Source organism: Pseudoglutamicibacter cumminsii, from assembly GCF_016907775.1.
In the GTDB taxonomy this organism is placed as follows: Bacteria; Actinomycetota; Actinomycetes; order Actinomycetales; family Micrococcaceae; genus Pseudoglutamicibacter; species Pseudoglutamicibacter cumminsii.
The window spans coordinates 1,357,878-1,383,886 of record NZ_JAFBCO010000001.1 but is presented as its reverse complement, the minus strand read 5'-3'; the positions used below and the strand labels follow the sequence as shown (position 1 = coordinate 1,383,886).

The 26,009-nt window shown below is 60.1% G+C and carries 25 protein-coding genes, 1 tRNA gene and 1 riboswitch; of the genes, 15 read left to right on the top strand and 11 right to left on the bottom strand.

Annotated features, from left to right (window positions below):
* Nucleotides 1-65 precede the first annotated feature (65 nt).
* From JOD50_RS06325 to JOD50_RS06315, 3 genes are read left to right on the top strand one after another with little or no spacing between them, the layout of a single operon-like run.
* Nucleotides 66-1,598 (top strand): MmgE/PrpD family protein, encoded by a 1,533-nt coding sequence (locus JOD50_RS06325; RefSeq protein WP_204880843.1) that lies wholly within the window; start codon nucleotides 66-68, stop codon nucleotides 1,596-1,598.
* A 2-nt stretch (nucleotides 1,599-1,600) separates the two neighbouring features.
* Complete coding sequence (gene prpB / locus JOD50_RS06320) at nucleotides 1,601-2,512, top strand: methylisocitrate lyase (protein WP_204880842.1); 912 nt, start codon at nucleotides 1,601-1,603, stop codon at nucleotides 2,510-2,512.
* A gap of 56 nt (nucleotides 2,513-2,568) precedes the next feature.
* The gene (locus tag JOD50_RS06315; protein WP_204880841.1) at nucleotides 2,569-3,711 is read left to right on the top strand and encodes a bifunctional 2-methylcitrate synthase/citrate synthase; all 1,143 of its coding nucleotides are present in this window, start codon (nucleotides 2,569-2,571) and stop codon (nucleotides 3,709-3,711) included.
* A 131-nt stretch (nucleotides 3,712-3,842) separates the two neighbouring features.
* On the opposite strand, the gene sucD is transcribed toward JOD50_RS06315, so the two are convergent.
* The 3 genes from sucD to pcrA form a co-directional block, all read right to left on the bottom strand.
* Nucleotides 3,843-4,742 carry a succinate--CoA ligase subunit alpha gene (sucD, locus tag JOD50_RS06310; RefSeq protein ID WP_101631005.1) on the bottom strand — a complete coding sequence of 300 codons (900 nt, stop codon included), beginning with the start codon at nucleotides 4,740-4,742 and terminating at the stop codon, nucleotides 3,843-3,845.
* A 22-nt stretch (nucleotides 4,743-4,764) separates the two neighbouring features.
* Complete coding sequence (gene sucC / locus JOD50_RS06305; RefSeq protein WP_204880840.1) at nucleotides 4,765-5,928, bottom strand: ADP-forming succinate--CoA ligase subunit beta; 1,164 nt, start codon at nucleotides 5,926-5,928, stop codon at nucleotides 4,765-4,767.
* A 196-nt stretch (nucleotides 5,929-6,124) separates the two neighbouring features.
* Nucleotides 6,125-8,614, bottom strand: a complete 2,490-nt coding sequence (gene pcrA / locus JOD50_RS06300) for a DNA helicase PcrA (protein WP_204880839.1) — start codon at nucleotides 8,612-8,614, stop codon at nucleotides 6,125-6,127.
* Nucleotides 8,615-8,690: 76 nt separating this feature from the next.
* On the opposite strand from pcrA, the gene JOD50_RS06295 reads away from it, so the two are divergent.
* Entirely contained in the window at nucleotides 8,691-9,344 is a 654-nt protein-coding gene (locus JOD50_RS06295; RefSeq protein WP_204880838.1) for a hypothetical protein, read from the top strand.
* Between the two features lie 49 nt (nucleotides 9,345-9,393).
* Nucleotides 9,394-9,467: transfer RNA gene (locus JOD50_RS06290), tRNA-Arg, on the top strand.
* A gap of 74 nt (nucleotides 9,468-9,541) precedes the next feature.
* Here the strand turns inward: JOD50_RS06290 and JOD50_RS06285 are convergent.
* Nucleotides 9,542-10,789 (bottom strand): ROK family transcriptional regulator, encoded by a 1,248-nt coding sequence (locus JOD50_RS06285; RefSeq protein WP_204880837.1) that lies wholly within the window; start codon nucleotides 10,787-10,789, stop codon nucleotides 9,542-9,544.
* Nucleotides 10,790-10,820: 31 nt separating this feature from the next.
* On the opposite strand from JOD50_RS06285, the gene JOD50_RS06280 reads away from it, so the two are divergent.
* The gene (locus JOD50_RS06280; RefSeq protein WP_204880836.1) at nucleotides 10,821-11,270 is read left to right on the top strand and encodes an NUDIX hydrolase; all 450 of its coding nucleotides are present in this window, start codon (nucleotides 10,821-10,823) and stop codon (nucleotides 11,268-11,270) included.
* A 152-nt stretch (nucleotides 11,271-11,422) separates the two neighbouring features.
* Here the strand turns inward: JOD50_RS06280 and JOD50_RS06275 are convergent, their stop codons facing one another.
* The 3 genes from JOD50_RS06275 to JOD50_RS06265 all read right to left on the bottom strand — a co-directional run bounded on the left by JOD50_RS06275 (nucleotide 11,423) and on the right by JOD50_RS06265 (nucleotide 14,496).
* A complete protein-coding gene (locus JOD50_RS06275) occupies nucleotides 11,423-12,292 on the bottom strand; it encodes a C40 family peptidase (RefSeq protein WP_338052042.1) in 870 nt (289 codons plus the stop codon).
* 5 nt (nucleotides 12,293-12,297) lie between these two features.
* Nucleotides 12,298-12,442: riboswitch (cyclic di-AMP (ydaO/yuaA leader) on the bottom strand.
* A gap of 130 nt (nucleotides 12,443-12,572) precedes the next feature.
* The gene (locus JOD50_RS06270) at nucleotides 12,573-13,583 is read right to left on the bottom strand and encodes a M23 family metallopeptidase (protein WP_204880835.1); all 1,011 of its coding nucleotides are present in this window, start codon (nucleotides 13,581-13,583) and stop codon (nucleotides 12,573-12,575) included.
* Between the two features lie 238 nt (nucleotides 13,584-13,821).
* Nucleotides 13,822-14,496 (bottom strand): metal-dependent transcriptional regulator, encoded by a 675-nt coding sequence (locus tag JOD50_RS06265; protein ID WP_204880834.1) that lies wholly within the window; start codon nucleotides 14,494-14,496, stop codon nucleotides 13,822-13,824.
* A 179-nt stretch (nucleotides 14,497-14,675) separates the two neighbouring features.
* Here JOD50_RS06265 and JOD50_RS06260 point away from each other — a divergent pair, with 179 nt between their 5' ends.
* Together JOD50_RS06260 and serC are read left to right on the top strand one after the other, a co-directional pair.
* Nucleotides 14,676-15,038 carry a hypothetical protein gene (locus tag JOD50_RS06260; RefSeq protein ID WP_204880833.1) on the top strand — a complete coding sequence of 121 codons (363 nt, stop codon included), beginning with the start codon at nucleotides 14,676-14,678 and terminating at the stop codon, nucleotides 15,036-15,038.
* A gap of 137 nt (nucleotides 15,039-15,175) precedes the next feature.
* Nucleotides 15,176-16,261, top strand: a complete 1,086-nt coding sequence (gene serC, locus JOD50_RS06255) for a phosphoserine transaminase (protein ID WP_239541755.1) — start codon at nucleotides 15,176-15,178, stop codon at nucleotides 16,259-16,261.
* A gap of 116 nt (nucleotides 16,262-16,377) precedes the next feature.
* Here the strand turns inward: serC and JOD50_RS06250 are convergent, their stop codons facing one another.
* Nucleotides 16,378-16,959 carry a DUF3027 domain-containing protein gene (locus tag JOD50_RS06250; RefSeq protein ID WP_204880831.1) on the bottom strand — a complete coding sequence of 194 codons (582 nt, stop codon included), beginning with the start codon at nucleotides 16,957-16,959 and terminating at the stop codon, nucleotides 16,378-16,380.
* A gap of 100 nt (nucleotides 16,960-17,059) precedes the next feature.
* Between JOD50_RS06250 and JOD50_RS06245 the strand changes: the two genes are divergently transcribed.
* From JOD50_RS06245 to JOD50_RS06215, 7 genes are all read left to right on the top strand, one after another.
* Nucleotides 17,060-17,464 (top strand): hypothetical protein, encoded by a 405-nt coding sequence (locus tag JOD50_RS06245; protein ID WP_109303585.1) that lies wholly within the window; start codon nucleotides 17,060-17,062, stop codon nucleotides 17,462-17,464.
* A 157-nt stretch (nucleotides 17,465-17,621) separates the two neighbouring features.
* The gene (locus tag JOD50_RS06240; RefSeq protein ID WP_101630994.1) at nucleotides 17,622-18,329 is read left to right on the top strand and encodes a response regulator transcription factor; all 708 of its coding nucleotides are present in this window, start codon (nucleotides 17,622-17,624) and stop codon (nucleotides 18,327-18,329) included.
* A gap of 11 nt (nucleotides 18,330-18,340) precedes the next feature.
* A complete protein-coding gene (locus JOD50_RS06235) occupies nucleotides 18,341-19,957 on the top strand; it encodes a sensor histidine kinase (RefSeq protein WP_338052041.1) in 1,617 nt (538 codons plus the stop codon).
* 170 nt (nucleotides 19,958-20,127) lie between these two features.
* Complete coding sequence (locus JOD50_RS06230) at nucleotides 20,128-20,418, top strand: WXG100 family type VII secretion target (protein WP_204880830.1); 291 nt, start codon at nucleotides 20,128-20,130, stop codon at nucleotides 20,416-20,418.
* A gap of 74 nt (nucleotides 20,419-20,492) precedes the next feature.
* The gene (locus JOD50_RS06225; RefSeq protein ID WP_204880829.1) at nucleotides 20,493-21,431 is read left to right on the top strand and encodes a DUF4031 domain-containing protein; all 939 of its coding nucleotides are present in this window, start codon (nucleotides 20,493-20,495) and stop codon (nucleotides 21,429-21,431) included.
* Nucleotides 21,432-21,600: 169 nt separating this feature from the next.
* Nucleotides 21,601-21,936 (top strand): PadR family transcriptional regulator, encoded by a 336-nt coding sequence (locus JOD50_RS06220; protein WP_204880828.1) that lies wholly within the window; start codon nucleotides 21,601-21,603, stop codon nucleotides 21,934-21,936.
* Nucleotides 21,933-22,958, top strand: a complete 1,026-nt coding sequence (locus JOD50_RS06215; RefSeq protein ID WP_204880827.1) for a permease prefix domain 1-containing protein — start codon at nucleotides 21,933-21,935, stop codon at nucleotides 22,956-22,958. Before JOD50_RS06220 ends, JOD50_RS06215 begins: the two co-directional genes overlap by 4 nt.
* 151 nt (nucleotides 22,959-23,109) lie before the next feature.
* On the opposite strand, the gene groL is transcribed toward JOD50_RS06215, so the two are convergent.
* The 3 genes from groL to JOD50_RS06200 form a co-directional block, all read right to left on the bottom strand.
* Complete coding sequence (gene groL / locus JOD50_RS06210) at nucleotides 23,110-24,735, bottom strand: chaperonin GroEL (protein WP_101630990.1); 1,626 nt, start codon at nucleotides 24,733-24,735, stop codon at nucleotides 23,110-23,112.
* Nucleotides 24,736-24,988: 253 nt separating this feature from the next.
* Entirely contained in the window at nucleotides 24,989-25,663 is a 675-nt protein-coding gene (locus tag JOD50_RS06205) for a LytR C-terminal domain-containing protein (protein ID WP_204880826.1), read from the bottom strand.
* Between the two features lie 7 nt (nucleotides 25,664-25,670).
* Nucleotides 25,671-25,994: a DUF3263 domain-containing protein gene (locus JOD50_RS06200; protein WP_338052040.1), complete on the bottom strand. Its 324-nt coding sequence runs from the start codon at nucleotides 25,992-25,994 to the stop codon at nucleotides 25,671-25,673.
* Nucleotides 25,995-26,009: the final 15 nt, after the last annotated feature.

Here is a 26,009-nt window from a genome sequence, read left to right as displayed (position 1 = left end):
ATAAACTCACGTGTGGAAGCAGTCTTCAATCCCCCCAACGCTATTGCCCGGAAGGAAGGCATAACGTGTCCATCAACCACACGGTACGCACCTACCCATCAGCAGAGCACCTGCCGCACGAAGAGCAGCTCGCGTACAAACTCGCGCTGGTAGCGACCGACCCTGTCGAGGTCGACGACGAGGTCACCGAGATGATCATCAACCGCATCATCGACAACGCCTCCGTAGCGATCGCATCGCTCAACCGCGACCCGATCGTCTCCGCCCGCGGGCAAGCACTCACCCACCGTGTCACCCCTGACGGCGGCTACACCGGCAAGGGCGCACTCATTTTCGGCGCACCAGAAGACGACGCCCCAGTCTCCCCTGAGTGGGCGGCATGGGCCAACGGCGTGGCCGTGCGCGAGCTCGACTACCACGACACGTTCCTCGCCGCCGACTACTCCCACCCGGGCGACAACATCCCACCGATCCTCGCTGTAGCCCAGCACACCGGGGCCAGCGGTAAGGACCTCATCCGCGGCATCGCGACCGGCTACGAGATCCACGTGAACCTCGTCAAGGGCATCTGCCTGCACGAACACAAGATCGACCACATCGCCCATGTTGGTCCAGCAGCCGCCGCCGGCATCGGAACCCTGCTCCGCCTCGATGCGGAAACGATCTTCCAGGCGATCGGCCAGGCACTGCACACCACCACGCAGACCCGCCAGTCGCGTAAGGGCGAAATTTCGACGTGGAAGGCCCACGCTCCAGCGTTCGCAGGCAAGATGGCAGTCGAGGCCGTGGACCGTGCGATGCGCGGCCAGACTTCCCCAGTGCCAATCTACGAAGGCGAAGATGGCGTCATCGCGTGGCTGCTGTCCGGCCCTGAGGCCGAATACACCGTCCCGCTGCCAGCCGCAGGCGAAGCCAAGCGAGCCATCCTTGACACCTACACCAAGGAGCACTCCGCCGAGTACCAGGCGCAGGCGTGGATCGATTTGGCGCGCAAGCTCAATAAGGAACACCCTGAGGCAACCGACCCAGCCAACGTCGAGTCCGTGCTGATCAAGACCTCGCACCACACGCACTACGTGATCGGTTCCGGCGCGAACGACCCGCAGAAGTACGATCCGAAGGCATCCCGCGAGACCCTGGATCACTCGATCCCATACATTTTCACGGTCGCGTTGCAGGACGGCGCGTGGCACCACGTGGATTCCTACGCTCCGGAGCGCGCCCAGCGCCCAGACACCGTGGAGCTCTGGCACAAGGTCACCACTGAGGAAGACCCTGAATGGACTCGCCGCTACCACTCGCTGGATCTTGAGGAGAAGGCTTTCGGCGGCTCGGTTGAGATCACTTTGAAGGACGGCACCGTCATCACCGACGAGATCGCTGTTGCCGACGCCCACCCGCTCGGTGCGCGTCCATTCGCTCGCGAGCAATACATCAACAAGTTCCGCACGCTGGCTGAAGGCATCGTGGCCGAAGAGGAAATCGAGCGTTTCCTCGACGCGGTCCAGCGTCTACCTGAGCTCGGTGTTGGTGAGCTCGACCAGCTCAACATCAAGGCATCCGTCGACCTCGACAAGGCACAGAAGGGTGTGTTCTAAGAATGCTGTATTCCCACGTCACACCTGAGCAGAAGCGTGTAGCGTTCCGTGAGGCGTTGGCTGCCGATGAGGTGGCTCAGTTCCCTGGCGCGTTCACTCCGCTGTCAACCAAGCTGATTCAGGAACAGGGTTTCGATGGGGTCTATATTTCCGGTGGTGTGCTCGCTAACGAGCTCGGGCTGCCGGACATCGGGCTCACGACCCTGACCGAGGTTGCAACCCGCGCCGGGCAGATCGCCCGGACCACCGACCTTCCGTGCCTCGTCGATGCGGACACCGGCTTCGGTGAACCGATGAACGTAGCCCGCACCGTGCAGGAACTCGAGAACGCTGGCCTGGCCGGCTGCCACATCGAAGACCAGTTCAACCCGAAGCGTTGCGGACACCTGGACGGCAAGAACGTGGTCGACGATGAGACCGCGGTCAAGCGCATCCGCGCCGCTGTCGAAGCACGTCGGGACAGCAACTTCGTGATCATGGCACGCACCGACATCCGCGGCGTAGACGGCTTCGACGCCGCTCTTGAACGCGCCAAGAAGCTCGCCGATGCGGGTGCTGACGCGATCTTCCCGGAAGCGATGGCAGATCTGGGCGAGTTCGAGGCGATGGCTTCCACCCTCGATGTTCCGGTGCTCGCGAACATGACCGAATTCGGTAAGTCCCAGCTGTTCACCAAACAGCAGCTCCAGGACGCCGGTGTGTCCATGATCATCTATCCGGTGACGTTGCAGCGGCAAGCGATGGGCGCCATCGAGCGCGTCCTTACTGCGATCCGCACGCACGGCACCCAGGAATCCGAGGTTGACAACATGCTCACACGTGCACGGCTGTATGAGCTTGTTGACTACAACGGCTACAACCAATTCGACACCGGTGTGTTCAATTTCGAAGTCCCCGGCAAGCCGCTGGCCTAAAGCCGACCCTGCATCGGTGTTTTCACGGCATCGAACCAAGCCTTAAAGGAGGCGTCATGACTGAGCAAACCATCTATAAGGGCCTTGCCGGAGTCGTAGCGGATACCACTGCGATTTCCAAGGTCAACGCAGAAACGAACTCGCTTCTCTACCGCGGATATCCGGTTCAGGAGCTCGCCGCGAAATGCTCCGTCGAGGAGGTCGCGTTACTGCTGTGGAACGGCGACCTGCCGACCGAACAGCAGCTCGCCGAATTCACCCGCCGTGAGCGTTCCGGCCGCGCTTTGAGTGAGCAACTCAAGCGCGTCATCGACGAGCTACCGACCACGTGCCACCCGATGGACGTGTGCCACGCAGCCACCGCTGTGATTGGTGCGTCGCATCCGGACGCTGAGGATAGCTCGCCCGAAGCTGAGCTGCGGAAGGCGCAGGAGCTATTCGCGCTGATGCCGGCGGTGGTCTGCTATGACCAGCGCCGTCGTCGTGGGCTTGAAATCGTGGAGCCACGCGAAGACCTGGATTACGCACAGAACTTCCTCTGGATGGCATTCGGCGAGGAAGCCGCTGAGGAGGTTGTGGATGCGTTCCGCGTCTCGATCATCCTGTACGCGGAGCACTCGTTCAACGCGTCCACGTTCACGGCTCGCGTCATCACCTCGACCTTGTCTGATCTGCACTCGGCTGTGGGTGGGGCTATCGGCGCGCTCAAGGGACCTCTGCACGGTGGCGCGAACGAAGCCGTGATGCACACCTTCGAAGAGCTCGGGATTCGTGCGGATGAGTCGGCCGAGGACGCTGAGGCACGCGCTAAGGCGTGGATGGACGATGCGCTGGCTCAGAAGAAGAAAATCATGGGCTTTGGCCACCGCGTCTATAAGAACGGCGACTCGCGTGTACCGACCATGCAAGAAGCGCTGTTCCGGATGCTGGATTACTACGACCGCCATGAACTGCTCGGCCTCTACCGGGGCCTGGAGAAGTCGATGGACGAGGCGAAGGGCATCAAACCAAACCTCGACTACCCTGCAGGGCCAACCTACTGGCTCATGGGCTTCGACATCCCGATGTTCACACCACTGTTTGTGTGCGCGCGCATCATGGGGTGGACAGCCCACATCATGGAACAGCGCGCCAACAACGCGCTCATCCGCCCGCTGTCCGCATACGACGGTCCAGCCGAGCGCCACGTCGAACGCTAGCCACCGCTAGCCCCGTGGCTACTGTCGCGTTAAACGTTTGGTCCCGCACACCATTCAGTGTGCGGGACCAAACGTTTATGTGGAGGGTGTGAGTGTCACCGCTTGCGCGGTGCGCTCACCACAGCCCGTCCTCAACCTGGGTAGACCTCGCGGAGCAGGCGTGCTGCCTCCGATGGGGTCTTACCAACCTTGACGCCAGCGGCTTCGAGGGCTTCCTTCTTAGCCTGTGCGGTGCCGGAGGAGCCGGAAACGATAGCGCCTGCGTGGCCCATCGTCTTGCCTTCTGGGGCGGTGAAGCCTGCAACGTAGCCAACAACTGGCTTGGTTACGTTCGCCTTGATGAACTCTGCGGCGCGCTCTTCAGCGTCACCACCGATTTCACCGATCATGACGATGGCCTTGGTGTCTGGGTCGTTTTCGAACGCTTCGAGGGCGTCGATGTGGGTCGTGCCGATGACTGGGTCGCCACCGATACCGATTGCGGTGGTGAAGCCGAGGTCACGCAGCTCGTACATCATCTGGTAGGTGAGGGTACCGGACTTCGATACCAGGCCAACGCCACCTGGGCCGGTGATGTTGGCTGGGGTGATGCCGACGAGGGCCTCGCCTGGGGTGATGATGCCTGGGCAGTTAGGGCCGATGATGCGGGTCTTCGGCTTACCGTCTTCGCCCAGCTTGGTCAGGGAGAGGTTGTAGAACTCTGCGGTGTCCTGTACCGGGATACCCTCGGTGATGACGACCAGCAGGCCGATTTCAGCCTCGATGGCTTCCTCAGCTGCGTCCTTGCAGAATGCCGGTGGAACGAACGCGATCGAGACGTCCGCGCCGGTCGCTTCCATTGCTTCTTTGACGGTGCCGTAAACGGTGATTTCCTTGTCACCGTGGGTCACGACCTGGCCAGCCTTGCGAGCGTTAACACCGCCGACGATGTTGGTGCCTGCGGCAAGCATGCGTGCGGTGTGCTTTGCGCCCTCGGAGCCGGTGATGCCCTGGACGATGACCTTGGAGTCCTTGTTAATGAAGATCGACATGAGTTTTCTCAGTTCCCTTTTCTCAGGCGTTGGCCAGCTCGGCTGCCTTGTCGGCGCCTTCGTCCATGCCCGTGGCCATGGTCACGAGCGGGTGGTTAGCCTCCGACAGGATGCGGCGGCCTTCTTCAACGTTGTTACCGTCCAGGCGGACAACCAGTGGCTTGGTTGCCTTGTCGCCCAGGATTTCGAGGGCCTTGACGATACCGGATGCGACGGCGTCGCACGCGGTGATGCCGCCGAAGACGTTGACGAACACGGACTTGACCTGTTCGTCGTTGAGGATCACGTCGAGGCCGTTTGCCATGACCTCTGCGGAGGCGCCGCCACCGATGTCGAGGAAGTTAGCTGGCTTCATGCCGCCGTGGTTCTCGCCTGCGTAGGCGACGACGTCGAGGGTCGACATCACGAGGCCGGCACCGTTACCGATGATGCCTACCTGGCCGTCGAGCTTGACGTAGTTGAGGCCGAGTTCCTTGGCCTTTGCTTCGAGTGGGTCTTCAGCCTTCTCGTCGACGAGGTCGGCGTGTTCTGGCTGGCGGAATTCTGCGTTGTCGTCGAGGGAGACCTTGCCGTCGAGCGCGACGATGTTGCCGTCGGCGTCGGAGACGAGTGGGTTGACCTCAACGAGGGTTGCGTCTTCCTTGACGAAGACGTCCCAGAGCTTCTGGATGACTGGAACAACCTTGGCGCCGGTTTCGGCGTCGAAGTTGGCCTTCTCTACGATTTCCTTGGCCTTGGCCTCATCGATGCCCGTGGTTGGGTCGACTGGAACCTTGGCGAGAGCTTCTGGGCGCTCAACTGCGAGCTGCTCAATTTCCATACCGCCTTCAACCGAGCACATTGCGAGGTAGTTGCGGTTTGCGCGGTCGAGCAGGATCGAGAAGTAGTATTCGGAGGCGATGTTTGCGCCCTGGGCGATCATCACGCGGTGGACGGTGTGACCCTTGATGTCCATGCCCAGGATCGCCTTGGCATGCTCGAAGGCTTCGTCGGCGTTCTTAGCGACCTTGACGCCGCCAGCCTTACCTCGGCCACCCACCTTGACCTGAGCCTTGACGACGGTGACGCCGCCCATCTTTTCGGCTGCGGCCTTGGCTTCCTCAGGGGTGGTCGCGACTGTGCCGGCGAGCACGGGTACGCCGTGCTTTTCGAACAGGTCGCGCGCCTGGTATTCAAACAGGTCCACGGTGTTGTCCTCTTCCTATAAGAAGTGTGTTTTGGCATCAGCTCGTGGTCTGTGGTGGATTCCAGAGCCGATGGTGCAAGACCAGCTGGCCTTGCTTGGCGCTACGGCGTGCGCCACCACTCTTCAGGATACCGCGTGCCGCCCGCCTTGTTCAGCCCCGCGGTGACGCGGCTCACAATTGGGGCTGGTGGGGGTTTCAGGCTTTGGTGAGTGGCGCGTATCGGAGCAGGAGCCGTTTCTCGCCTGCCGTGTCGAAAACGACGGTCGCTACAGTCTTCGGTCCTTGCCCTGCGACTGCTTTGACGGTGCCGTTTCCGAACGTCGCGTGGATGACTGAATCCCCTGGCGTGAGGTTGAGGATTTCGCCGTCGCCGGAAGGGTTAGCGCCCGATGCGGCACGCGGCTCAAATGGTCGCCCAGAGTTGGTCACGGACGGGCCTGAAGTCGCTTGCTTTCCGCTTGATACCGGGCCTGTACGCAGGGTGTGGGGTTCGGGGTCACCGGCCATGCGGCCGCGGTTACGGCCCGCGCCTGGCACGGCCCAAGTCTCCGTGTCGGACCCCCATCGTTTTGCGTAGCGGCTTGTCGCGAAACCGGTTCCACCGATCGGGGTCCGGGCGCTACCTTCCCGCTGCCAGTCGAGCAGTTCGTCTGGGATTTCTTCAAGGAATTGGCTCGCCGGATTGTATTGAGCCTGGCCCCACATCGAACGGTATTCGGCGCGCGTAACATAGAGCCTCTGCCGGGCCCGGGTGATGCCGACGTATGCGAGCCGGCGCTCTTCTTCGAGCTCTTTGGGATCCATGAGGGAGCGTTGGTGCGGGAAGATCCCGTGCTCCATACCGGTCAGGAACACGACGGGGAATTCGAGGCCTTTCGCGGTGTGCAGGGTCATGAGTGTGACCTGCCCTTCCGCGGCGGCGAGCGCCGCGCCTTCCGAGTCGTCTGGCTGGTCTGGAATCGAGTCGGCGTCAGCAACCAAAGAGACCTGTTCGAGGAACTCCGCGAGCCCTCCCTCCGGGTTTTCCTTTTCGAAGTCGCGGATCACAGCGACGAGTTCGGCGAGGTTTTCCACGCGGGACTCGTCTTGCGGGTCAGAGGACAGCCGTAGGGTCTGGAGGTAGCCGGTCTGTTCGAGTACGGCTTCGAGCGCGGCGGTCGGTCCGGAGCCTTCCGCGACCGTGATGAGCTGCTGCATCATCTCAGCGAAGGCCCGCACCTGATTGAGCGAACGCGTCGCGATGCCGGGCGCTTCGTCGGCGCGTAAGAGGGCGTCCCAGAACGGGATGCGGTCGCGTTCAGCGAGCGCCGCAACCGCCCCTTCCGCACGGTCCCCGATGCCTCGCTTCGGTTCGTTGAGAATGCGACGTAGCGAAATATCGTCGGCAGTGTTGACGAGCACCCGCAGGTAAGCGATCGCATCGCGGATCTCTTTGCGGTCATAGAACCGCGTGCCACCGACCACGGTGTAGCGGAGGTCCACCCGCATCAGCTGCTCTTCAATCGAACGAGACTGTGCATTGGTGCGGTAGAAGATCGCGACATCGCCTGGACGGATGCCTTCTTCATCGGAAAGCCGCAGGATCTCGTCGGCAATGAACTTCGCTTCGGCCTGCTCGGATTCAGCCGCGTATCCCACGATTTTCTCGCCGTCGCCCATCGCGGTCCACAGCGATTTGTCTTGACGCTGCGAGTTATGGGAGATCACAGCGTTCGCCGCCCCGAGGATGTTCTGGGTTGAACGATAGTTCTGTTCCAGTTTGATCGTGACAGCATCGGGGAAGTCTTCTTCGAAGTCCCGGATGTTGCGGATGTCCGCGCCACGGAACGCGTAGATCGACTGGTCGGTGTCGCCCACCACCGTCAGCTCGGCGCCCTCCACTGGGGAGTCGCCTGCGGTAAGTTCACGGATGAACGCGTATTGGGCGTGGTTGGTGTCCTGATATTCGTCAACGAGGACGTAGCGGAAGCGGCGGCGATACGAATCCCGGATTTCCTGGAACGCCCGCATCAAGTACACGAGCTGCGTGAGCAGGTCATCAAAATCGAATGCGTTGGCTTGCTTGAGCCGGGCGGCGTACTCCGTATAGACCTGCGAGACCGCCTTCTCGAACGGGTTATTCTGCTGGATCATCCCGGCATAATCCTCGGGGTCCACAAGTTCGTTCTTGAGCGCAGAAATCTTGTTCTGCAAAGCCTTCGGAGCGAACCTCTTAGGGTCCAGTTCAAGGCCTTTCGCGACCATCGTGATCAACCGGAGCGAATCCTGGGCGTCATAGATGCTGAAGGTGGACTTCATGCCCAGCGCCTTCGCTTCGCGCCGTAAGATGCGCACGGCAGTCGAGTGGAACGTCGAGATCCACATGTTCTGGGCGCGCTGCCCCACGATCTGCTCAACACGCTCCCGCATCTCTGCAGCGGCTTTATTGGTGAACGTGATCGCGAGGATCTCACCCGGGCGGGCCTCGCCCGTGGCCAGCAAATGCGCGATGCGGTGGGTCAGCACGCGCGTCTTACCGGAGCCGGCGCCGGCCACAATGAGTAGCGGCGCGCCCCGGTGAACAACGGCGGCTTTCTGTTGAGGATTCAAGCCGTCGACGAGCACATCAGGCGCCATCTGCGGCGCAGACTGGCGCTCGGGGCGAATCGCGTGAGAGGAACCAAAAGGATCGAACAAGGCATCCATAGCTCTTCTAGTCTAATGAGACGCCGCCGAACGTTCCCGAAGCGGGCTGAATGCGGCGTCGCCCATAATAGAAAGCATGTCCCGTAAACGTCGCCGCCCGAGCCAGTCCCCTGCGCGCAAGAGTCCTGCCGCGCCCCAGCGTCCAGCCGTAAGTCACAGCCCCCAAGGTGCTGATCCGAACGACACTCGCAACAACATGAGCCCACGTTCGTTCGTGATCGCGCTCGTCGTCGCAGCCGCAGTGCTCACGTGGTACTTCCACGGCAACGCTTTGCCGCAGCTTCATAAAGCCGTCGGGGCTGTTCTACCAGATCACTTGTTCTGGTTCGATACCGCAACTGTTGAAGGCATCCGTTCAGCAATGACCAAGGACCACCATGTGTTGCTCTCGGGTGCCCATATGGCGGCCGGAACCCTGTTCACGGTTTTCGCGGGTGCAGCCGGCGCATCGGTAGCGGCACTGGTCGGGCCAGCAAACAAGGCCATCAAACAAGCTTTGGTCTGGGCCTGCCTTGCCTTCATTCCGGTGGGCATCGCAAGCCACATCATGATTGACGAAATGCTCTCAGCAACTGGTTCGACGCTGGTCACCGCCACCGCAATCGTCGGGCTCATCCGCTGGGTACTGCTCGCGGTCATCGCGATATGCGTCATCGCGCTACCTGTGGCCTGGTTCGTCACAGAATTCCGCAAACGCTGGAACGACCCAAACTATGATGGCGCAAAGTAAACGCTAGGATAGACAAAGTGTGTTTCGCCTCAGTGCACGAAACACGCAAGCCTCTGTAGCTCAGATGGATAGAGCGTCCCTCTCCTAAAGGGAAGGCCGTGGGTTCGAATCCCGCCAGGGGCACTGATGACCAAGACGGCTTCGCCGTGAGCCTGGTTCGTACTTACCCCGGTTCACAGCGTGCCGGCAAGGCCGGCCTACGATGCTGTCGCGGCTGGAGACGCTGTGAACGTGCGGCGAGGCATGAGCGCCGCGTCAAGCACGATGCACGCGGCACCCAGCGGTGCAATCCACGGCCCGAGCTCCGTCGGCACGATCTCTACCGGGGACCACACGACGCCTTCAGCACGCGAACGCACCTGCTCTGCGAGGGTCTCGCCGTAATCTTCCCGAACGTGCTCCCACAACGGACCGGACACGACAACCTTGTCCTGGTCGAGCATTCCCACGATCTCGCCCACGCATCCGCTGACCATAGACAACAAGCGCTCGCGTACACGCTTGACACCTTGGGAATCGAATTTCGTTGGGTTCAAGCACGCAAGGAGCACTTCAGCTTCTGCGTAGGCCGGAATACCCGTCATGTCTGGCATCTCAACGCCTTCAGCCGCGAAGAGGCGCTTCAAAGCTGGAGGTTCAAGGTTGATGTACAGGCAGTTATTCCTACCGCACATCGGGCACGTTTCTTCTTGCGCGTAGGGGACTTCAAGGTGCGTAAAGTCCCCTGCGTTGCCGCGATGCCCCACGATCACTTCGTGGTTCGATACGAGGCCCGCGCCCAGGCCAGCGCCAGCGTAGACCGTCATGAAGTGCGAAACGGTGCGGCCGATACCCACCCAGCGTTCCGCCATCGTCGCAGCGACCATGTCGCGTGTGAGGTAGACAGGGCATCCGAGTGCTTCCTCAAGCGGTTCCACTACCGCGAAACCGGGTCCGTCCCAGATGTATGGGTGATGCATCACGCCGGTTTCGGTGTTGATGTGCCCGGAGGATGCGATACCCACCCCGAGCACTCTGTCCATTCCGATGTTGGCTTCGCTCAGCATCGCGACAACGAGGCGTTGTACCTCGGCGACCTGAACTTCCACTGAGCTCCAGCTTTCCTCGAAAGGTTGACGCCTCTGTGAGAGGACGTCGCCGTTGAGGTCGATCAGCACGAGTTCAAGCGTTGAAAAATCAGCGTGGATACCGATGGCGATGCACCGGTCCGCTACTAGTTGAAGCGTGGTGCGTGGCTTTCCAGGGCCTCGGATCACGCGGCCTGATTCACGAATCCATCCATCGTTGATGAGCCGGCGAACCACGTTCGAGATCGTCTGCGCGGAGAGGCCAGTGCGTTCGGTGAGTTCGACGCGCGACACACCTTCATCCTTGGCACGGATCGCGGCCAGGACCATAGCCTGGTTAAAGTCCGTGATGAGGCTTTGACCTTCTTTCGGACTCATTGGCAACCCTTCCCTTTATGTCTGAGTGGTTATGACATCAGCACGTATAGATTTCGCTAACAACAATCCGATCACCGTTTCAGCCGTTCGAGTTCTTGACGGTTCCGGCCGGATTCTTTTGGTTCGCAAGCGCGGTACATCTAAATGGATGCAACCGGGTGGCAAACCAGAACCTGGTGAGCAACCGATTGAGGCTGCCTCCCGAGAACTCGGTGAAGAGATCGGTTTGTTTCTTCCCCAGTCTAGGTACATACCCAGGGGAATCTGGTCAGGCTGGGCCGCTAACGAGGCCGACACTCCGTTAATCGCGCATCTTTTCGATGTTGATTACGATGAGGCGCACGATGGGCCTGTCCGTGCGGATGCAGAGCTGGCTGAGATCGCGTGGCGGGATCCTGTGGAGGCCATCGAGGACCCGCATGTCGCTCCGTTGTTGCGTGAGCATGTTTTGCCGCGGGTCATCGGTCGCGGCGGCGAGTGAGCTGGTCTAGGCGTCGGCTTTTGGCCCACCCTCCATCACCGAGGAGGTTAAACAGTGATGGGGCGGAACCTCTTGAGGTTCCGCCCCATCACTGTTTGCTATTGGAGCTGATGTACGAGCCTGCTGCTCGTTAGCTGCATAAGCTTGGCTTCTTAGCCGACGCGGTAGTAGCCGGTCAGCGGACCATATGGCGAGTTCGCTGGGCGAATCACAGTGCCGACCTTAGGGTTCTGAGCGCCGATGATCTTGCCGCCACCAATGTAGATGCCGACGTGGTTGTTGCCGTTCTGGAACACGAGGTCGCCTGGCTGTGGGTTGGACACACGCTTGAGCTGACCCGATGCGAGCATCGCGTGGGTCGAGCGGCCCTTGAGGTTGATGCCGTTCTGTGCGTATACGTAGCGCACAAAGCCGGAGCAGTCCCAACCGGATGGGGTCGTGCCGCCCCATACGTATGGAGCACCCTTGTAGGAAAGTGCGGTGCCGGCGATGCCGGAAGCTGCCTTCGGTGCTGGGGTGTCCTTTTCAGCCTTCTTCTTAGGTGCTGGCGAGGACGTCGCTGGAGCTGTTGCAGCCGCGGTGGTGCCGTCTGCGCTGGTCTGAGCAGCGTAGTCAGCCTCAGTGAGGCCGTTGTCGGTGTTTTCCGACTGGGCGCCGTTTGCGGACGATGCAGCCGCCTCGTCTGCTTCCTCTACTTCTTCAACAACCGGAGCTGGGGTCGCCTTGACCTTCACAGATGCGATTGGAGCTACCTTTGCCTCTGCCTTGATATCGGCTGGCTTGACGGAAGCAGTGCGCTCAACGTTGAGCGTCTTGTTCTCTTCAGGAGTTGCCGCCTGATCCTGCTTGGTGGCGTTAGCGCCGGAAACACCAAGGGTTACGACGAGACCGCTCGCTGCCGCAACAACCGCTGCCTGACGACCCATTGCGCCAGCGTTGGATGCAACTGCGCGGCTAAGGATCTCGAATGAGCTAGCGGATGTGGCCGCGCGGTGGCGTCCCTTTTCAATACGCTTGGTCACTTCTAATTACCTCTCCCTGTGCCTGCGGGGTGAGCTGTCGGGTTCGAGAGGGAGTCTCTCGGCGGTTTCCCGCTTTACCCCTAGGAGCTCCTTAGCTCCGAAAGTTTGGTTCCCCCGCCACTGCCTTTGCGTGTTCGGTTTGTTTAAGCTCGGGGCAGTGTTCGGCTCCGAGTCCTTGTCGGATCGATGTCTCTTTCCGACTTTGATAACAATACTGCAACGTTATCGAATTGTCACATTTTGATCACGGAACGGTGACCGGTGTGTCGGACAGCACTCTTTACTGCCGCCCAACCCAGTCAGCCGGGTCAACAAATTCACCGTCAATAATGACTTCGTAGTGAACGTGGCATCCCGTGGAATTGCCCGTAGTACCGGACAAAGCAATCAGGTCACCGGTATCGACTTCGTCACCGACGTTCACCTTAAGCGCCGTGTTGTGGCTGTATGCCGTCTCCAAGCCGAAGCCGTGATCGATCGTCACGCGCAGGCCAGAGTGACCTGCAGATTCAGACTGAACAACAGTTCCCGGTGCGGTCGCGTACACAGGTTGCCCGCACGTCGTCGCGTAGTCCTGCCCCACGTGTCCTACCATCTTATTGCCGCCCCATGGGTCTGGGCGGTTACCAAATGGGGACGTAACCCGGACCGGGTTGACCGGATGAGCAAGCAGACCTAGCTTCTGCTCCGGCGTCAGGTTCAGCGGCCCACCTGCCGATTCAAGGATTTCAGCCAGCGTTTCTGGGGCGACAGCCTGCGCCTGCACGTGGGCAACCGTCTGCGGAACAGCCGGCGCAACGACGTCGTTAACCACAGGAAGCGACTGAGAGGCACGCTCTACGCTGACCACATCGTCCTCAGATTTAGGGCTCTGACCAGGTGCAAGCAACAGGGCAACCAAGCCAGCCGAAGCCGCTGCTACCGCGGCACGCTGAGGGATATTACCGATCGCAGTCGCGTAGCCGCCTAGCTTGCGGGCGGCGTGCGCGTTCTTGGAACGGCGAGCGCTACGCGTTTCAAAGGCGATGACGTTCGATGCGGCGCGAGCTGGAGCCTCTTCCACTGGGGCCGCAACTACTGCAGCACGGACGGGCGCAGGAGCGCCAGCTTCAACCGCATCGGCTTGGGGCGCGAGCGCAAGCAACGCTTCGAGATCTGCCGCGACACCATAACGAGATGTGCCCGCGAAACGACGCGGTGAATCCGCGGTTGGTACGGACGACATAGCGGTGGGCGTAGCGACGCGGTTCGCTCGGCGACCACGTGGCTTCATCGACTGCTGCTGATGCATGCGCAGCCTTCCCCTTCCCCTGAGATGGCTCTGCTTAGCTAGTGAACTAGTGATTAGCTAGTCAGCTGGCGAGGTGCCTGCACGGCTTTCCTCCGCCGTTAATCGTAACGATTTTCAGCCAAAGTCACAATTTGATAACAACTGGGGTGACTCATCGTTACCTTTATAACGCCATCCAGGCGCCGCATAGCGCTATTTCGACACCACGAGACGTCCTGTTTAGCGGCTGCGCTACGCGTTACTGGGCTACGAAAATGTGGGCCGAAACCTCGGGCGGGAGTTCGAGCGCGCCTTCGACACCGTCGACGCGCACCACGATGTAGTCATCTTTCGCCTCCGCGGTGATGCTGGCCTGAGGCTTGATTCCGCCATCGCGCAGCTGGCCAAGCAGGATCGGATCAACCTGAAGGGTCTCGGCGAGCGCCAAAACCGTACCTTCATATGAGCCAGCTTCAGTGACGACCTTCTCGAGGTTCACGCCTGAGATATGAGGCTCACCTTGATCCGTAGCTTCTGGGATGCGAATTCCGTACGGGGACACGGACGGGTCGTCAAGGATTTCGGCGATGCGCTTCTCGACGCGGTCGCTCATGACGTGTTCCCAACGACACGCTTCTTCGTGCACGAACTCCCAGTCGAGGCCGATCACATCGGCAAGCAGGCGTTCGGCGAGGCGGTGTTTACGCATCACGGAGATCGCGCGCTCGCGACCAAGTGTGGTGAAGGTCAGGTGACGATGTTCGTCCAAGAGCAGGAGGCCGTCGCGTTCCATGCGGGCAACAGTCTGAGAGACGGTTGGGCCGGAATGACCAAGGCGTTCGGCGATGCGTGCACGCATAGGTGGAATTCCTTCTTCTTGAAGTTCCAAAACCGTGCGCAGATACATCTCTGTCGTATCGATGAGTTCAGACATGTCCTACAACTGCTCCTTCAGCGTTAGCCTGCAGGCAATGATGTGCGGCTCCAACCCACACTCGGGCTCTGCGAGGCTCTCACTCATTAAACCCTAGCCTGACGCGACTTCCCAAGGGGCCGCATATCCCCTACCTTGTTGTTAAATGATTTCAATACGCCCCGTGGCATAGAGGAAGAATGGAATATTCAACCGGGCTGAAGATTTTTATCGTTGCTTGCTGCGCCTTCGGTTCCATTTTCACTGGAGCGAACGGTTTGACGTTAGTCGCCATTGCGGCTGCCGCCGGCGCCGTATTTACCGGCATCTTTGCGGTATCAGAGGTTGCACGTCACTCCCCCGCACGAGGTTTTGCCATCGGCATCGCCGCATCCGTGTTTTCCCTTGTGTCCGTTGGGTTCGTACTGACAGCCGCAACCCCTATCCCTCATTGGGTCACTGCAGTTCTAGCTGTCATCGCCGCTGGGCTATGGGGTCTATTAGCTGTTGTACACGCAGCAACCCGGCCGGGCACCGCATCGAGCGCCGGGTCATCAATCTGAGTCATAAAGCTGACCAGAACCCGGGGATTTAGGCCCGGATGCGAGAAACTGAAGGCACACGGTTTCAGCCGCCCATCGAAACCGACGTTCTCGATCTAGGAGTATGAGTGAGCGAGTTTCCCCGCATCCCTGCAGACATGATTCCTGTTGATGGCCGTTTCGGCGCTGGCCCCTCCAAGGTGCGCGACGCTCAGGTCCAGGCCATTGTTGGCAACAAGGACCTGCTCGGGACCTCGCACCGGCAGGCTCCGGTGAAGAATCTTGTGAAGTCGGTGCAGGATGGCGTGGCTGAGCTCTTCTCCATCCCTGAGGGCTATCAGGTTGTTTTGGGGCTCGGTGGCGCTACCGCCTTTTGGGATGCTGCCGTGTTCGGCTTGGTTGAGCGCAAAGCCCAGCACCTGGTGTTTGGTGAGTTCGGCGGCAAGTTCGCTTCCGCGACCCAGGCGGCACCGTTCCTTGAAGACTCCGAGGTCATCGAATCGGAGCCTGGCACGGTCCCGGAACCCACTGCATCGGACGCCGATGTGTACGCGTGGCCTCACAACGAAACCTCAACTGGTGCCGCGGCGGCTGTCCAGCGCCCGGCCGGCATTTCCGAGGACGCGCTGGTGCTGGTCGACGGCACGTCCGCGGCGGGAGGCCTGCCCGTCGACATCAAGGAAACTGACGTCTACTACTTCTCGTTGCAGAAGAACTTCGGTTCCGATGGCGGCCTGTGGGTTGCGATCATGTCGCCTCGCGCTCTGGCCCGCGTTGAGCGGATCGCTGAGTCCGGCCGCTGGGTCCCAGCGTTCCTTAACCTCAAGACCGCCGTGGATAATTCGGCGAAGAACCAGACCTACAACACGCCTTCGCTCCCAACCTTGCTGTCGTTCGATGCGCAGCTTAAGTGGATGAACGAGAACGGCGGCCTGGACTGGGCCACGGCCCGCACCGCCGAATCAAGCCAGGTCATCTACGACTGGGCTGACTCCCACAGCCTCGCGAACGCGTTCGTTGAGCGAGCACAGGACCGCTCGCAGGTCATCTGCACGATCGACTTCGACGATTCGGTCGACGCCGCGTGGCTCGCCAAGGCTTTGCGCGCCAACGGCATCGTTGACACCGAACCGTACCGCAAGCTCGGACGCAACCAGCTGCGTATCGCAACTTTCGTCAACGTTGACCCGGATGACGTCCGCAAGCTCACCCGAGCCATCGACTACCTCTTGGAGAACCGCTAACGGGAGCAGCTGACCCGGCGTCAGCGATCATTCTTAGAACCTTAACGGTGTTGGGGCGAGGATGGTCCTCGCCCCAACACCGTTTAACGCTCAGGCCTGATGCTTAGACCCAGCACCTAGTTCTTCTTACTGTTCCGCTGGCCGCGACGGCGGCGTTGGCGGCGGCGACGCTGCAGCGGTTCGCGACGGGCCGCGCGGTTGCCGCGCCCACCAGCGGCATCATCAGTAGCAACTTCGTCGGCGTCTGCGCCTGCTTCAGCATCCGCCGCTTCATCATTAGCATCACTTGCGTCTTCAACATCCTCGCCGGCGTCCTCATCCGCATCGTCGGCTTGTTGCGCTTCCCGCTCAGCTTCTTCCGCTGCCTTCTTAGCGGCCTGCTCCTCTTTATAGACGCGCATGCGTTCTTCCCACGGAACCCACTCCGGAGCCAAAAGCGCACCATCGCCGGGAACCAAGCCAGACTCGCTCACGGTAGCGGTTTTCCCACGCGGCGGGCGCGCCAACGTCACATACCAGCGCCAGCCGACATACCCGTCTTGCGTGCATTCGAAATAGTGGGTCACCACGCGGGAATCTTCCGCGACAACCTCGATGTGTTCACCCACAACGTTTTCGGGCTCAGTCTCAAGTAGCGCGTCGCGTGCCTGCGCTTTAGCCTCTGCCAGCACCGAATCGAGTTTCGGTTTACGGGCCACGTTTCCTCCTTAGCGCCACACGGGACTCTCGGGTGGCCGCGTGTTCACAGCGTTCTTGACTTTTAAGCCTACGACATCGTTTAGCGCTAGCATTGCACTGATGACGCAGCATAATTCAGGCCACAATTTCAGCGCCGACCGCCCCGCCGAGGGCCCGGGCGAGGTTTCCACCGACACTGACGTTTCCACTGAGGAAGTTTTTACCGAGGAAGCGCAGGCTCCTTTGTCCTCCCCTGAGCAAGCCGCCGATGTGAAGACCGCGAGCCGCCCCGTGTGGACCGCGATCTTGTTCATCACCGCACTTGCGGGCGTGGTGAGTTTGTTCGCTCTGCTCGGCATTTTAGTCGACTATTTCTTGCATCTTGGCTTTGGCCGCTACTTCACGGCGGTTGGCCTGTGGGGGTTGCCGACCGCGTTCGCTGGGGTCATTGTTTTGCTCGTGTGGGGTGGCGTTGAACGCTCGCGAGCTAATCGTCGTGCTGCCCGCACAGATTCAGCAGAATAACGATGCGGTTGCCTGGCTAACACTGCGCCCCTGGCTTCCGGCCGGCACTGCACCGCAGGCAACCTCCTAACAGTGAACCACAGGCATCCAGCTAGCATCAGGCAAGCGTCCCGCAACCATCCAGCCAACGCCCAGCTTTCATCGACATAATGTGCTTATGAAACCGAATTCTTCTGAAGCTAAACTGCTCGTCGTTGATGATGAGCCGAACATTCGTGAGCTGCTAGCGACGTCGTTGCGCTTCGCTGGTTTCGACGTGGTTGCGGCCGGAACCGGCCAGGAAGCACTGGCAGCGGTTGAGCGCGAAGAACCAGACTTGGCCGTCATGGACGTCATGCTCCCTGACCTTGACGGGTTCGAGGTCACGCGCCGTTTGCGTGAAACCGGTCGCCACTTCCCTGTCGTCTTCTTGACCGCGCGTGACGACACGAGCGATAAGGTCACTGGCCTGACCGTCGGCGGCGACGATTACGTAACCAAACCATTCTCGCTCGACGAGGTTGTCGCCCGTATCCGCGCCGTGCTACGCCGCACCCAACCTGAAATGGAGAACGAGATCCTCCGCGTGGCCGACCTTGAGCTTGATGACGACGCGCACGAGGTACGTCGGCGCGGCGAAGCCATCGACCTCTCCCCTACCGAGTTCAAGCTTTTGCGCTACCTCATGATGAACCCGAACCGCGTGCTTTCGAAGGCGCAGATCCTGGATCACGTATGGGAGTATGACTTCAACGGTGACGCATCCATCGTCGAATCCTATATTTCTTATCTCCGCCGCAAGGTGGACGCCCCGCACGATTGGGAGCCGCTGATTCACACCAAGCGTGGCGTCGGTTATCTGTTGCGCACCCCTGATAAGCGATAGGTTACTTTTCTTTGTTCGACTGGTTTCGCCGTACCCTCCGCCGCATTTCGCTGCGGTCTAAGCTCGTCGCGATGATGGCTGGCCTGATGATGGCTGGCATCGCGGCGACGGCGTGGGGTACCGCTCAGACAACGCAGGCCGCGTTGATGGAGCGTGTGGACCGTGACTTGGCGTCCAGCTTGGGTGAGCTTCAGACGGGCCTTGAGGTTGCGTTGCGCGTCGGTTCGGACAGGGTCACTGGGACGTCGCCTAATGCATTGACGTTTTTCGGTCAGCTGTCTGACGCGGACGGCGAGGTTGTGCTGACAAAAGGCGTCGGCACTGTGGACCAGCCGGCCCTGCCTCCGATCACGCCTGAGCTTGTCAATGAGCACGGCCGGCGTCCGTTCACGGTTGCGGGCACGGACCCGGCGTCGCGGGGTTGGCGCGTTAAGGCTGTCATGCGTACGGATGGTCCCGGGACCATGGTGATTGCGTGGCCTTTGCGGGACACGGTACGCACGGTTGAGCAGGCAACCGCGTCGATTTTGGTTGCGGGTACACTCGCGACGATGGTCATGTCGCTGGTGGGTTATGTCATCACGACTAGGGCGTTCAAGCCGTTGTCCGATGTTGAGCGGACGGCCGCGAAGATCGCTGGCGGCGATTTGTCGTCGCGTGTTCCGAAGTATCCGATGGAGACTGAGGTCGGTAGCCTTTCGGAGTCGTTGAACGTCATGTTGTCCCGGATTGAGTCTGCGTTTAAGGCACAGCAGGTCTCCGAGGAGAAGATGCGGCGTTTCATTCAGGATGCCTCGCACGAGTTGCGCACTCCGTTGGTAACGATCCGCGGCTATTCGGAGCTGTATCGACACGGCGGTATTCCTGATGGTGAGCCTTTGGATCAGGCGATGGGCCGTATTGAGTCTGAGGCTAAGCGGATGACTCAGCTAGTTGAGGACTTATTGACGTTGGCTCGCCTTGATGAGGAGCGCCCGTTGGAGTCGCAAGAAGTTGATCTGTTGATTCTTGCGCACGATGCGGTGGCTGATGCGCGCGTTAGCGCACCTGATCGGAAGATCAGTTTGGTGGGCTTGGATGGGACTCCGCCTGTTTCTGCACCCACCCGCGGTGACGAGGCGAAATTACGTCAGGTTTTGGTGAATCTGATGACGAACGCGATGCGCTATACGCCGGAGGGGTCCCCGATTGAGGTTGCGGTAGGTTCGCGGCCTGTGATTGAGGGGCGTGACACGGTGGTCTTGGCGATCGTGGATCATGGTCCGGGTATTAAGCCGGAGGACGCCAAGCGTATTTTCGAGCGTTTTTACCGTGGAGATGAGTCGCGTGACCGCGAGACTGGCGGGACCGGTTTGGGTCTGGCGATCGTTGCAGCGATCGCTAAGCAGCACGATGGAAGTGTCGTGATCTCGGATACCCCTGGCGGTGGCGCGACCTTGGAGCTTCGGTTGCCGCGAATTGAGTTCTCTGAAATGGAGGACAGTTACGCGGAGGAATCGCATGAGGATGAGATTCCGGATATCAACGAGGTATCGGATGCTGACGCGGTTTCGGACGATGACGTGGTTCCGGATTCTGATGGGCCGTCCCATTTGGCGTCGTACCCCCCTCCTCCACCAGAGAAATAACGGTTGGGAGGGCGCGCTCGGCTGATGCGTTATTCACATGGTCACGTGCAGTAAGACTTGTCCACATCTTCTGACGAACCAGTCTGCATCGACCGGCGTTTTCATAGCGTGGTGACCAGGGCCAAAACGGACCTGAATCAATACCAATCCAACGTATGGAGGTTTTCACCATGGCTATGTTTGCAACTGATACCGGGCTTATGCGCCAGAAGTCGGCAGCGGTTCTGGCTACCGCTGAGCGTGTGCGTGCCGAAGTGGATAGCATGCGTGCCTCGCTCTCTGAGCTTCAGGGCACCTGGAGCGGCTCGGCTTCGGCTAATTTCCAAAACATCGTGGCTCAGTGGCGTGCTACTCAGGCCCAGGTCGAGGAGTCGTTGTCTCAGATCTCTGTCGCACTGACACGTGCATCTGAACAGTATGACCAGGTTGAGCAGGCGAATATGAGCTTGTTCGCCCAGTAACCTTACTGATCTCCTTGAGACAACCAGCCTCGTTCTGCCGCGTTAGCACAAGCGGCGCCGTCTAGGCTGGGTTTATGACGATTCTGATTGATCCTCCCGTGTGGCCGGCCCACGGAACCCATTTTTCACATGTGGTGTCAGATACGTCGTTGGAGGAGCTGCACGCGTTTGCGCAGCGCGCGGGGCTCCCGCCGCAAGCTTTCGACCACGACCATTACGATGCCCCACTCCGCGTCTATGATTCGCTCGTCGAGTTGGGTGCAATCCCAGTTTCGGCAAGTGAACTCACCAGACGGCTGCGAGACTCGGGTTTACGTGTTCCAGCGCGTGACCGCATCGAACGTATCGAAGTTCGGCTGCAGACAGCTTTTGAAGACGTACTTCCGGGCCACAGCGGCGTGGGCCGCGAGCTGATTGAACGGTGGAAGGAACCGCACCGCCACTACCACGACCTCCGGCACCTGAATCAGGTGCTCACTGGCATCGATACGATCTCCACAGCCGCAGGCTTGGGTGGCTCGCATGACGGACGAACCGCTATGCGCGTCGCCCAGCTGGCGGCGTGGTGGCATGACGCAATCTATGAGGGCACACCCGGCGAAGACGAACACGCGTCTGCCGAGTTGGCGGCCCACCAGCTCACGGGGATCGTAGATGACGATGTAGTGCAACGGGTGCACCAGGCCATCCTTGCCACCGCTGACCACGCGGCAGTCGCTGCTGATGCAACTCAGGGTGCATCCGATATCGACGTCGGGGTCAGTATGTTGTTGGACGCTGACTTGTCGGTTTTGGCGCGTCCCGAAGCCGGCTATCAGCGTTATACGCTCGATGTGCGCCACGAATATGCTCACGTACCCGAGGCAGACTTCATTGCGGGACGAACCCGCATATTGGAGGGCATGCTCGCGACCCCGCAGCTCTACATCACTGACTTCGGGGTTCAGAACTGGGAAGCGAAAGCTCGAAAGAACATCGCAAGCGAGCTCGCTCGCCTGAAGATGCATCGATAGAAACAGCATCGACAAGAGAGCAACGCCGCGGAAGCAACGTTGGCCAGGGGCGGACCCGGAGTCACCATTCCGGGTCCGCCTCTAAATTTTTCACTCATACTATGGCAGACATAGTACGACACGTGTAGGATCAAAGCATGAACTGCTAGCAGCGATGAACGGAGGTGACATGATCAGCGGAGATGTCATCCGCGGCGTGATCGACATTCTTGTTCTCGAATGCGTCTGGGATGAACCTTCATATGGATACGCGATATCCAAACACATCGAAAACCGGGCCGAAGGCCGCTACAGCATCAAGGAAACCACCCTCTATTCGGCCATGCGCCGGCTTGAAGAAGCCGGTTCTCTTGAATCTTTCAAAGGGGCTTCTGAGACCGGCCGTCCACGCACCTATTACCGCATCACAGACTCGGGACGCAGTTTTTATATAGCGCGTTGTCAAGAGTGGCTTGCCACCGTTGAGTTGGTCAGTCTTTTCATCAGGAATGAGGAGCTATCGTGAACGCAATCCAGACCTACATCGAAAACTTGTTTAAGCCGTTACCCGATTCACGCGAGGTCAGGCGGGCTCGCACCGAACTCTTGCAGATGTGCGAAGACCGCTACACGGAGCTTCGCAATTCTGGAGCGAGCGATAATGAGGCCGTAGGCCAGGTCATCACCCAGTTCGGCAATCTGGACGAACTCGCAGACGACCTGGGTATCCGCACCGAAGTCGACACCTACCGCGATTCCGGGGTGCACCTGTCGAAGGCGGAAGCCGAGGCATTCCTTGCCCAGCGTCGCCGTACCGCACGCTTCGTCGCCGCGGGCGTGTTCTTATGCTTGATCGGTTTCGGTATCATCGCGACTCTTTCTATGGCGGAAGATGCTCCGAAGGGCGCATTGTTCACAAACACCGGACCCCTCTCCCCGCTCACGACCGGCCTGGCTGGGCTATTCCTTTTCGTTGCGGTCGGTGTGTCACTGTTCTTCGTCTCGGGTTCCTCTGGCACCGACGTCAATGTCAAAGAGTTCGATTCGGTCGACCTCCAACCTGACGTTCTGCTCGCCTACAAAAAGGAGAAGAATCTACGGGTAAGGCGGAGCAACGTCTTAATGGCGGTCGGGGTCGCGCTCATTATCCTTGCGACCGCGGCGATCGCTATATGCGGCACCGAAGCCGACTCTTCTGATACACCCGAACGCCTCATCCAAATCGGGCTGATGATTCTCTTCCCTCTCACGGGCATCGGCGTGGCTCTGCTGACCATCGGCGGCATGGAACGCAGCGCTTATAGCCAGCTCACATCGACCAATGATTACACGCCTGAGCAGTTGGAGGCGCGCCGCAAGATTGACCGCATCGCTGGCCCATACTGGTGCCTGGCAACGTTGGTTTTCCTCGTGTGGGGACTAGCCTTCGACGCCTGGTCGGTTGCTTGGATGGTGTGGCCGATCGCTGGTGTCCTGTTCGGATTAATTGCCAGCTCTATTTCCTCTTCGGCTAACCGTTCGCCCCGCAGCGACCGGCGCATCGACTGAGAGCTGAGCTAATCCAGGCCTCGAGTTTGTTGGCACAGCACCACACGCATTTAGCCGCGCATATTAAACAGTTGAGGCCCCGCACATTCTTCGTGTGCGGGGCCTCAACTGTGTTCCGTGGGCTCTAGCGAACCTCACGGTTGGGCAGGCATTACATCATGCCCATGCCGCCCATCTGGTCGGCGCCTGGCATCTCTGGGGTCTTCTCCGGGATGTCAGCAACAACAGCCTCGGTGGTGAGGAACAGGCCAGCGATGGATGCCGCGTTCTGCAGTGCGGAACGGGTCACCTTGACTGGGTCGTTCACGCCGTCCTCGAGGAGGTTGACGTATTCGCCGGTTGCAGCGTTGAGGCCAAAGCCTGGCTCGAGGCCGCGAACCTTGTCAACAACAACGCCTGGCTCCATGCCTGCGTTGAGCGCGATCTGCTTGAGCGGAGCCTCGATGGCAACCTTGACGATGTTCGCGCCGGTCGCTTCGTCGCCTTCCAGGTTGAGGCCCGAGAATGCCTTCTCGCCTGCCTGGATCAACGCAACCCCACCACCTGGGACAATGCCCTCGTCGACGGCTGCCTTCGCGTTGCGAACGGCGTCTTCGATGCGGTGCTTGCGTTCCTTGAGCTCAACCTCGGTTGCCGCGCCGGCCTTGAGGACGGCGACGCCGCCTGCGAGCTTAGCGAGGCGCTCCTGGAGCTTCTCGCGGTCGTAGTCGGACTCGGTTGCGTCCAGTTCGGCGCGCAGCTGTGCGACGCGGCCGGCGATCTCCTCGGCGGAGCCTGCGCCCTCAACGATCGTGGTTTCGTCCTTGGTGACAACAACCTTGCGGGCGGTGCCCAGCATGTCCAGGGTCGTGTTCTCGAGCGAGAGGCCAACCTCTTCGGAGATGACCTGGCCGCCGGTCAGGATCGCAATGTCAGCGAGCATTGCCTTGCGGCGGTCGCCGAAGCCTGGAGCCTTGACCGCAACGGACTTGAAGGTGCCGCGCAGCTTGTTGACAACCAGAGTTGCCAGAGGCTCGCCCTCAACATCCTCAGCGATGATCAGCAGTGGCTTACCGGACTGCATGACCTTCTCGAGAACTGGAACGATGTCCTTGACTGCGGAGATCTTCGAGTTGACGATCAGGATGTATGGGTCTTCAAGCACGGTCTCCTGGCGCTCGGCGTCGGAGACGAAGTACGCGGAGATGAAGCCCTTGTCGAAGCGCATACCCTCGGTGAGTTCGAGGTCGAGGCCGAAGGTGTTGGACTCTTCGACGGTGATGACGCCTTCCTTGCCTACCTTATCGAGGGCTTCGGCGATCAGTTCACCAATCTGCTTGTCACCTGCGGAGATCGATGCGGTTGCCGCAATCTCTTCCTTGGTTTCAATTTCCTTAGCGGAAGCGAGCAGCTGCTCGGTAACTGCTTCGACGGCCTTTTCGATACCGCGGCGGATCGCGATCGGGTCAGCGCCGGCTGCTACGTTGCGCAGGCCTTCCTTCACGAGGGCCTGGGCCAGCACGGTAGCGGTCGTCGTGCCGTCGCCTGCTACGTCGTCGGTCTTCTTAGCTACTTCCTTGACGAGCTCGGCGCCGATCTTCTCGTATGGGTCTTCGAGTTCGATTTCCTTTGCGATGGAGACGCCGTCGTTGGTGATGGTGGGTGCGCCCCACTTCTTCTCCAGAACAACGTTACGGCCGCGTGGGCCAAGGGTTACCTTGACGGCGTCGGCCAGCTGGTTGAGGCCGGATTCGAGTCCGCGGCGTGCTTCCTCGTCGAATGCAATGGTCTTTGCCATGGATTCAGATGTTCCTTTCCGGAAACGTCTAATGAAAGCATTTCTGTCCCATCTCAAGGTCGCGCCCGCGACGGCCGGGATTTAGATCCCTCACGTCCTCGAGTGGTCTCAAAACATGTCCCTGTCATTTCTGGCAGTCATCATGTCCGAGTGCTAATACCATGTTGGCACTCTAGACCCGAGAGTGCAAGATAGGCGCCGTCAAGTGCGCCCACAGCGCAATCTAGCGCGGTGCAATCCAACACAGCGCAATCTAGCGCGGCGTGTAGTCGCTCCCGATCACCACTGTGATGTCTTGCGGGATGTTCTGGTGCTGGTAGGTGCCCGAAATCTTGAGTTTCCCGGCGATCTTCGCGGCGAGCGCGCCATCGGCTTCATTCTTGTAGTACACCGTGCTTGTGTCTTCGATTCGGCTCCACTGTCCGCCCGCTACGGGCTGGAAGCCTTCTTCTGTGAGGTGGGTTACGGCGTCTTGAGTCAACGCGGCGTTGCCGTTTGCGTTGTATACCCAGAGAGGCACGGCGAGTTCTTCTTCGCTCGGGGCGTCGCTTTCAGCGTCCTCGCTCGCAGATGCGCTGGTATCCGCCGCATCGCTGGGCCCATCAGATTCGGCCCCGTCGGAAGCGGATGACTCCCCGGTTGGCTCATCGCTCGGCCCGGCCGAAGGGCTCTCCTCTTCGGAACCAGACGCTTGAGGTTGTTCGGTCTGTTGTTCGTCTTTTTTGAGGTCACCGAAAGCTTCTGCTGACCACGGCCGCACCACGGTGAACATCAGGATCCCCACCGCTAGCACGAAAGCTCCGACGATCAGGATGGAACGCAGACGCTTGGCTGGGTGCGGGAATACAGCCCAAGATCTGTGGGCACCTGCCCGCTTGGGTGTCTGGGGGACTGAATCGAATTCGTCGGTGGGGTATCGCTTGCCCATGGTTGTCCTATCCGTTCATTCGCTTCGACGGTGTGCGCGTTGACCGCGCGCGCGTCGACCGTGTCCCGCCGGCACCTGCGGTCCGCGCGGTTCGCTGTTGGTGCAGTCGTTCCACAACGTAGGGCGCGTAGCGCCGAGCCGCCGGCTGGTCAATGAGCCCGTTAAGGATCTGATAATACTGAGTCGTGGTGAGCCCGAAGCGTTCGTGAATCGCGTCTTCTTTCGCACCGCTATATTTAAAGCTTTTCTTTTCGAAGTCGAGGATCCCGCGTTTCAGTTCGGTGAGAGTCTCGTCTTCTGCAGAGTGCGGGGTGTGAGGTGTTTCAGCCACTGCACTCCTTTTCAT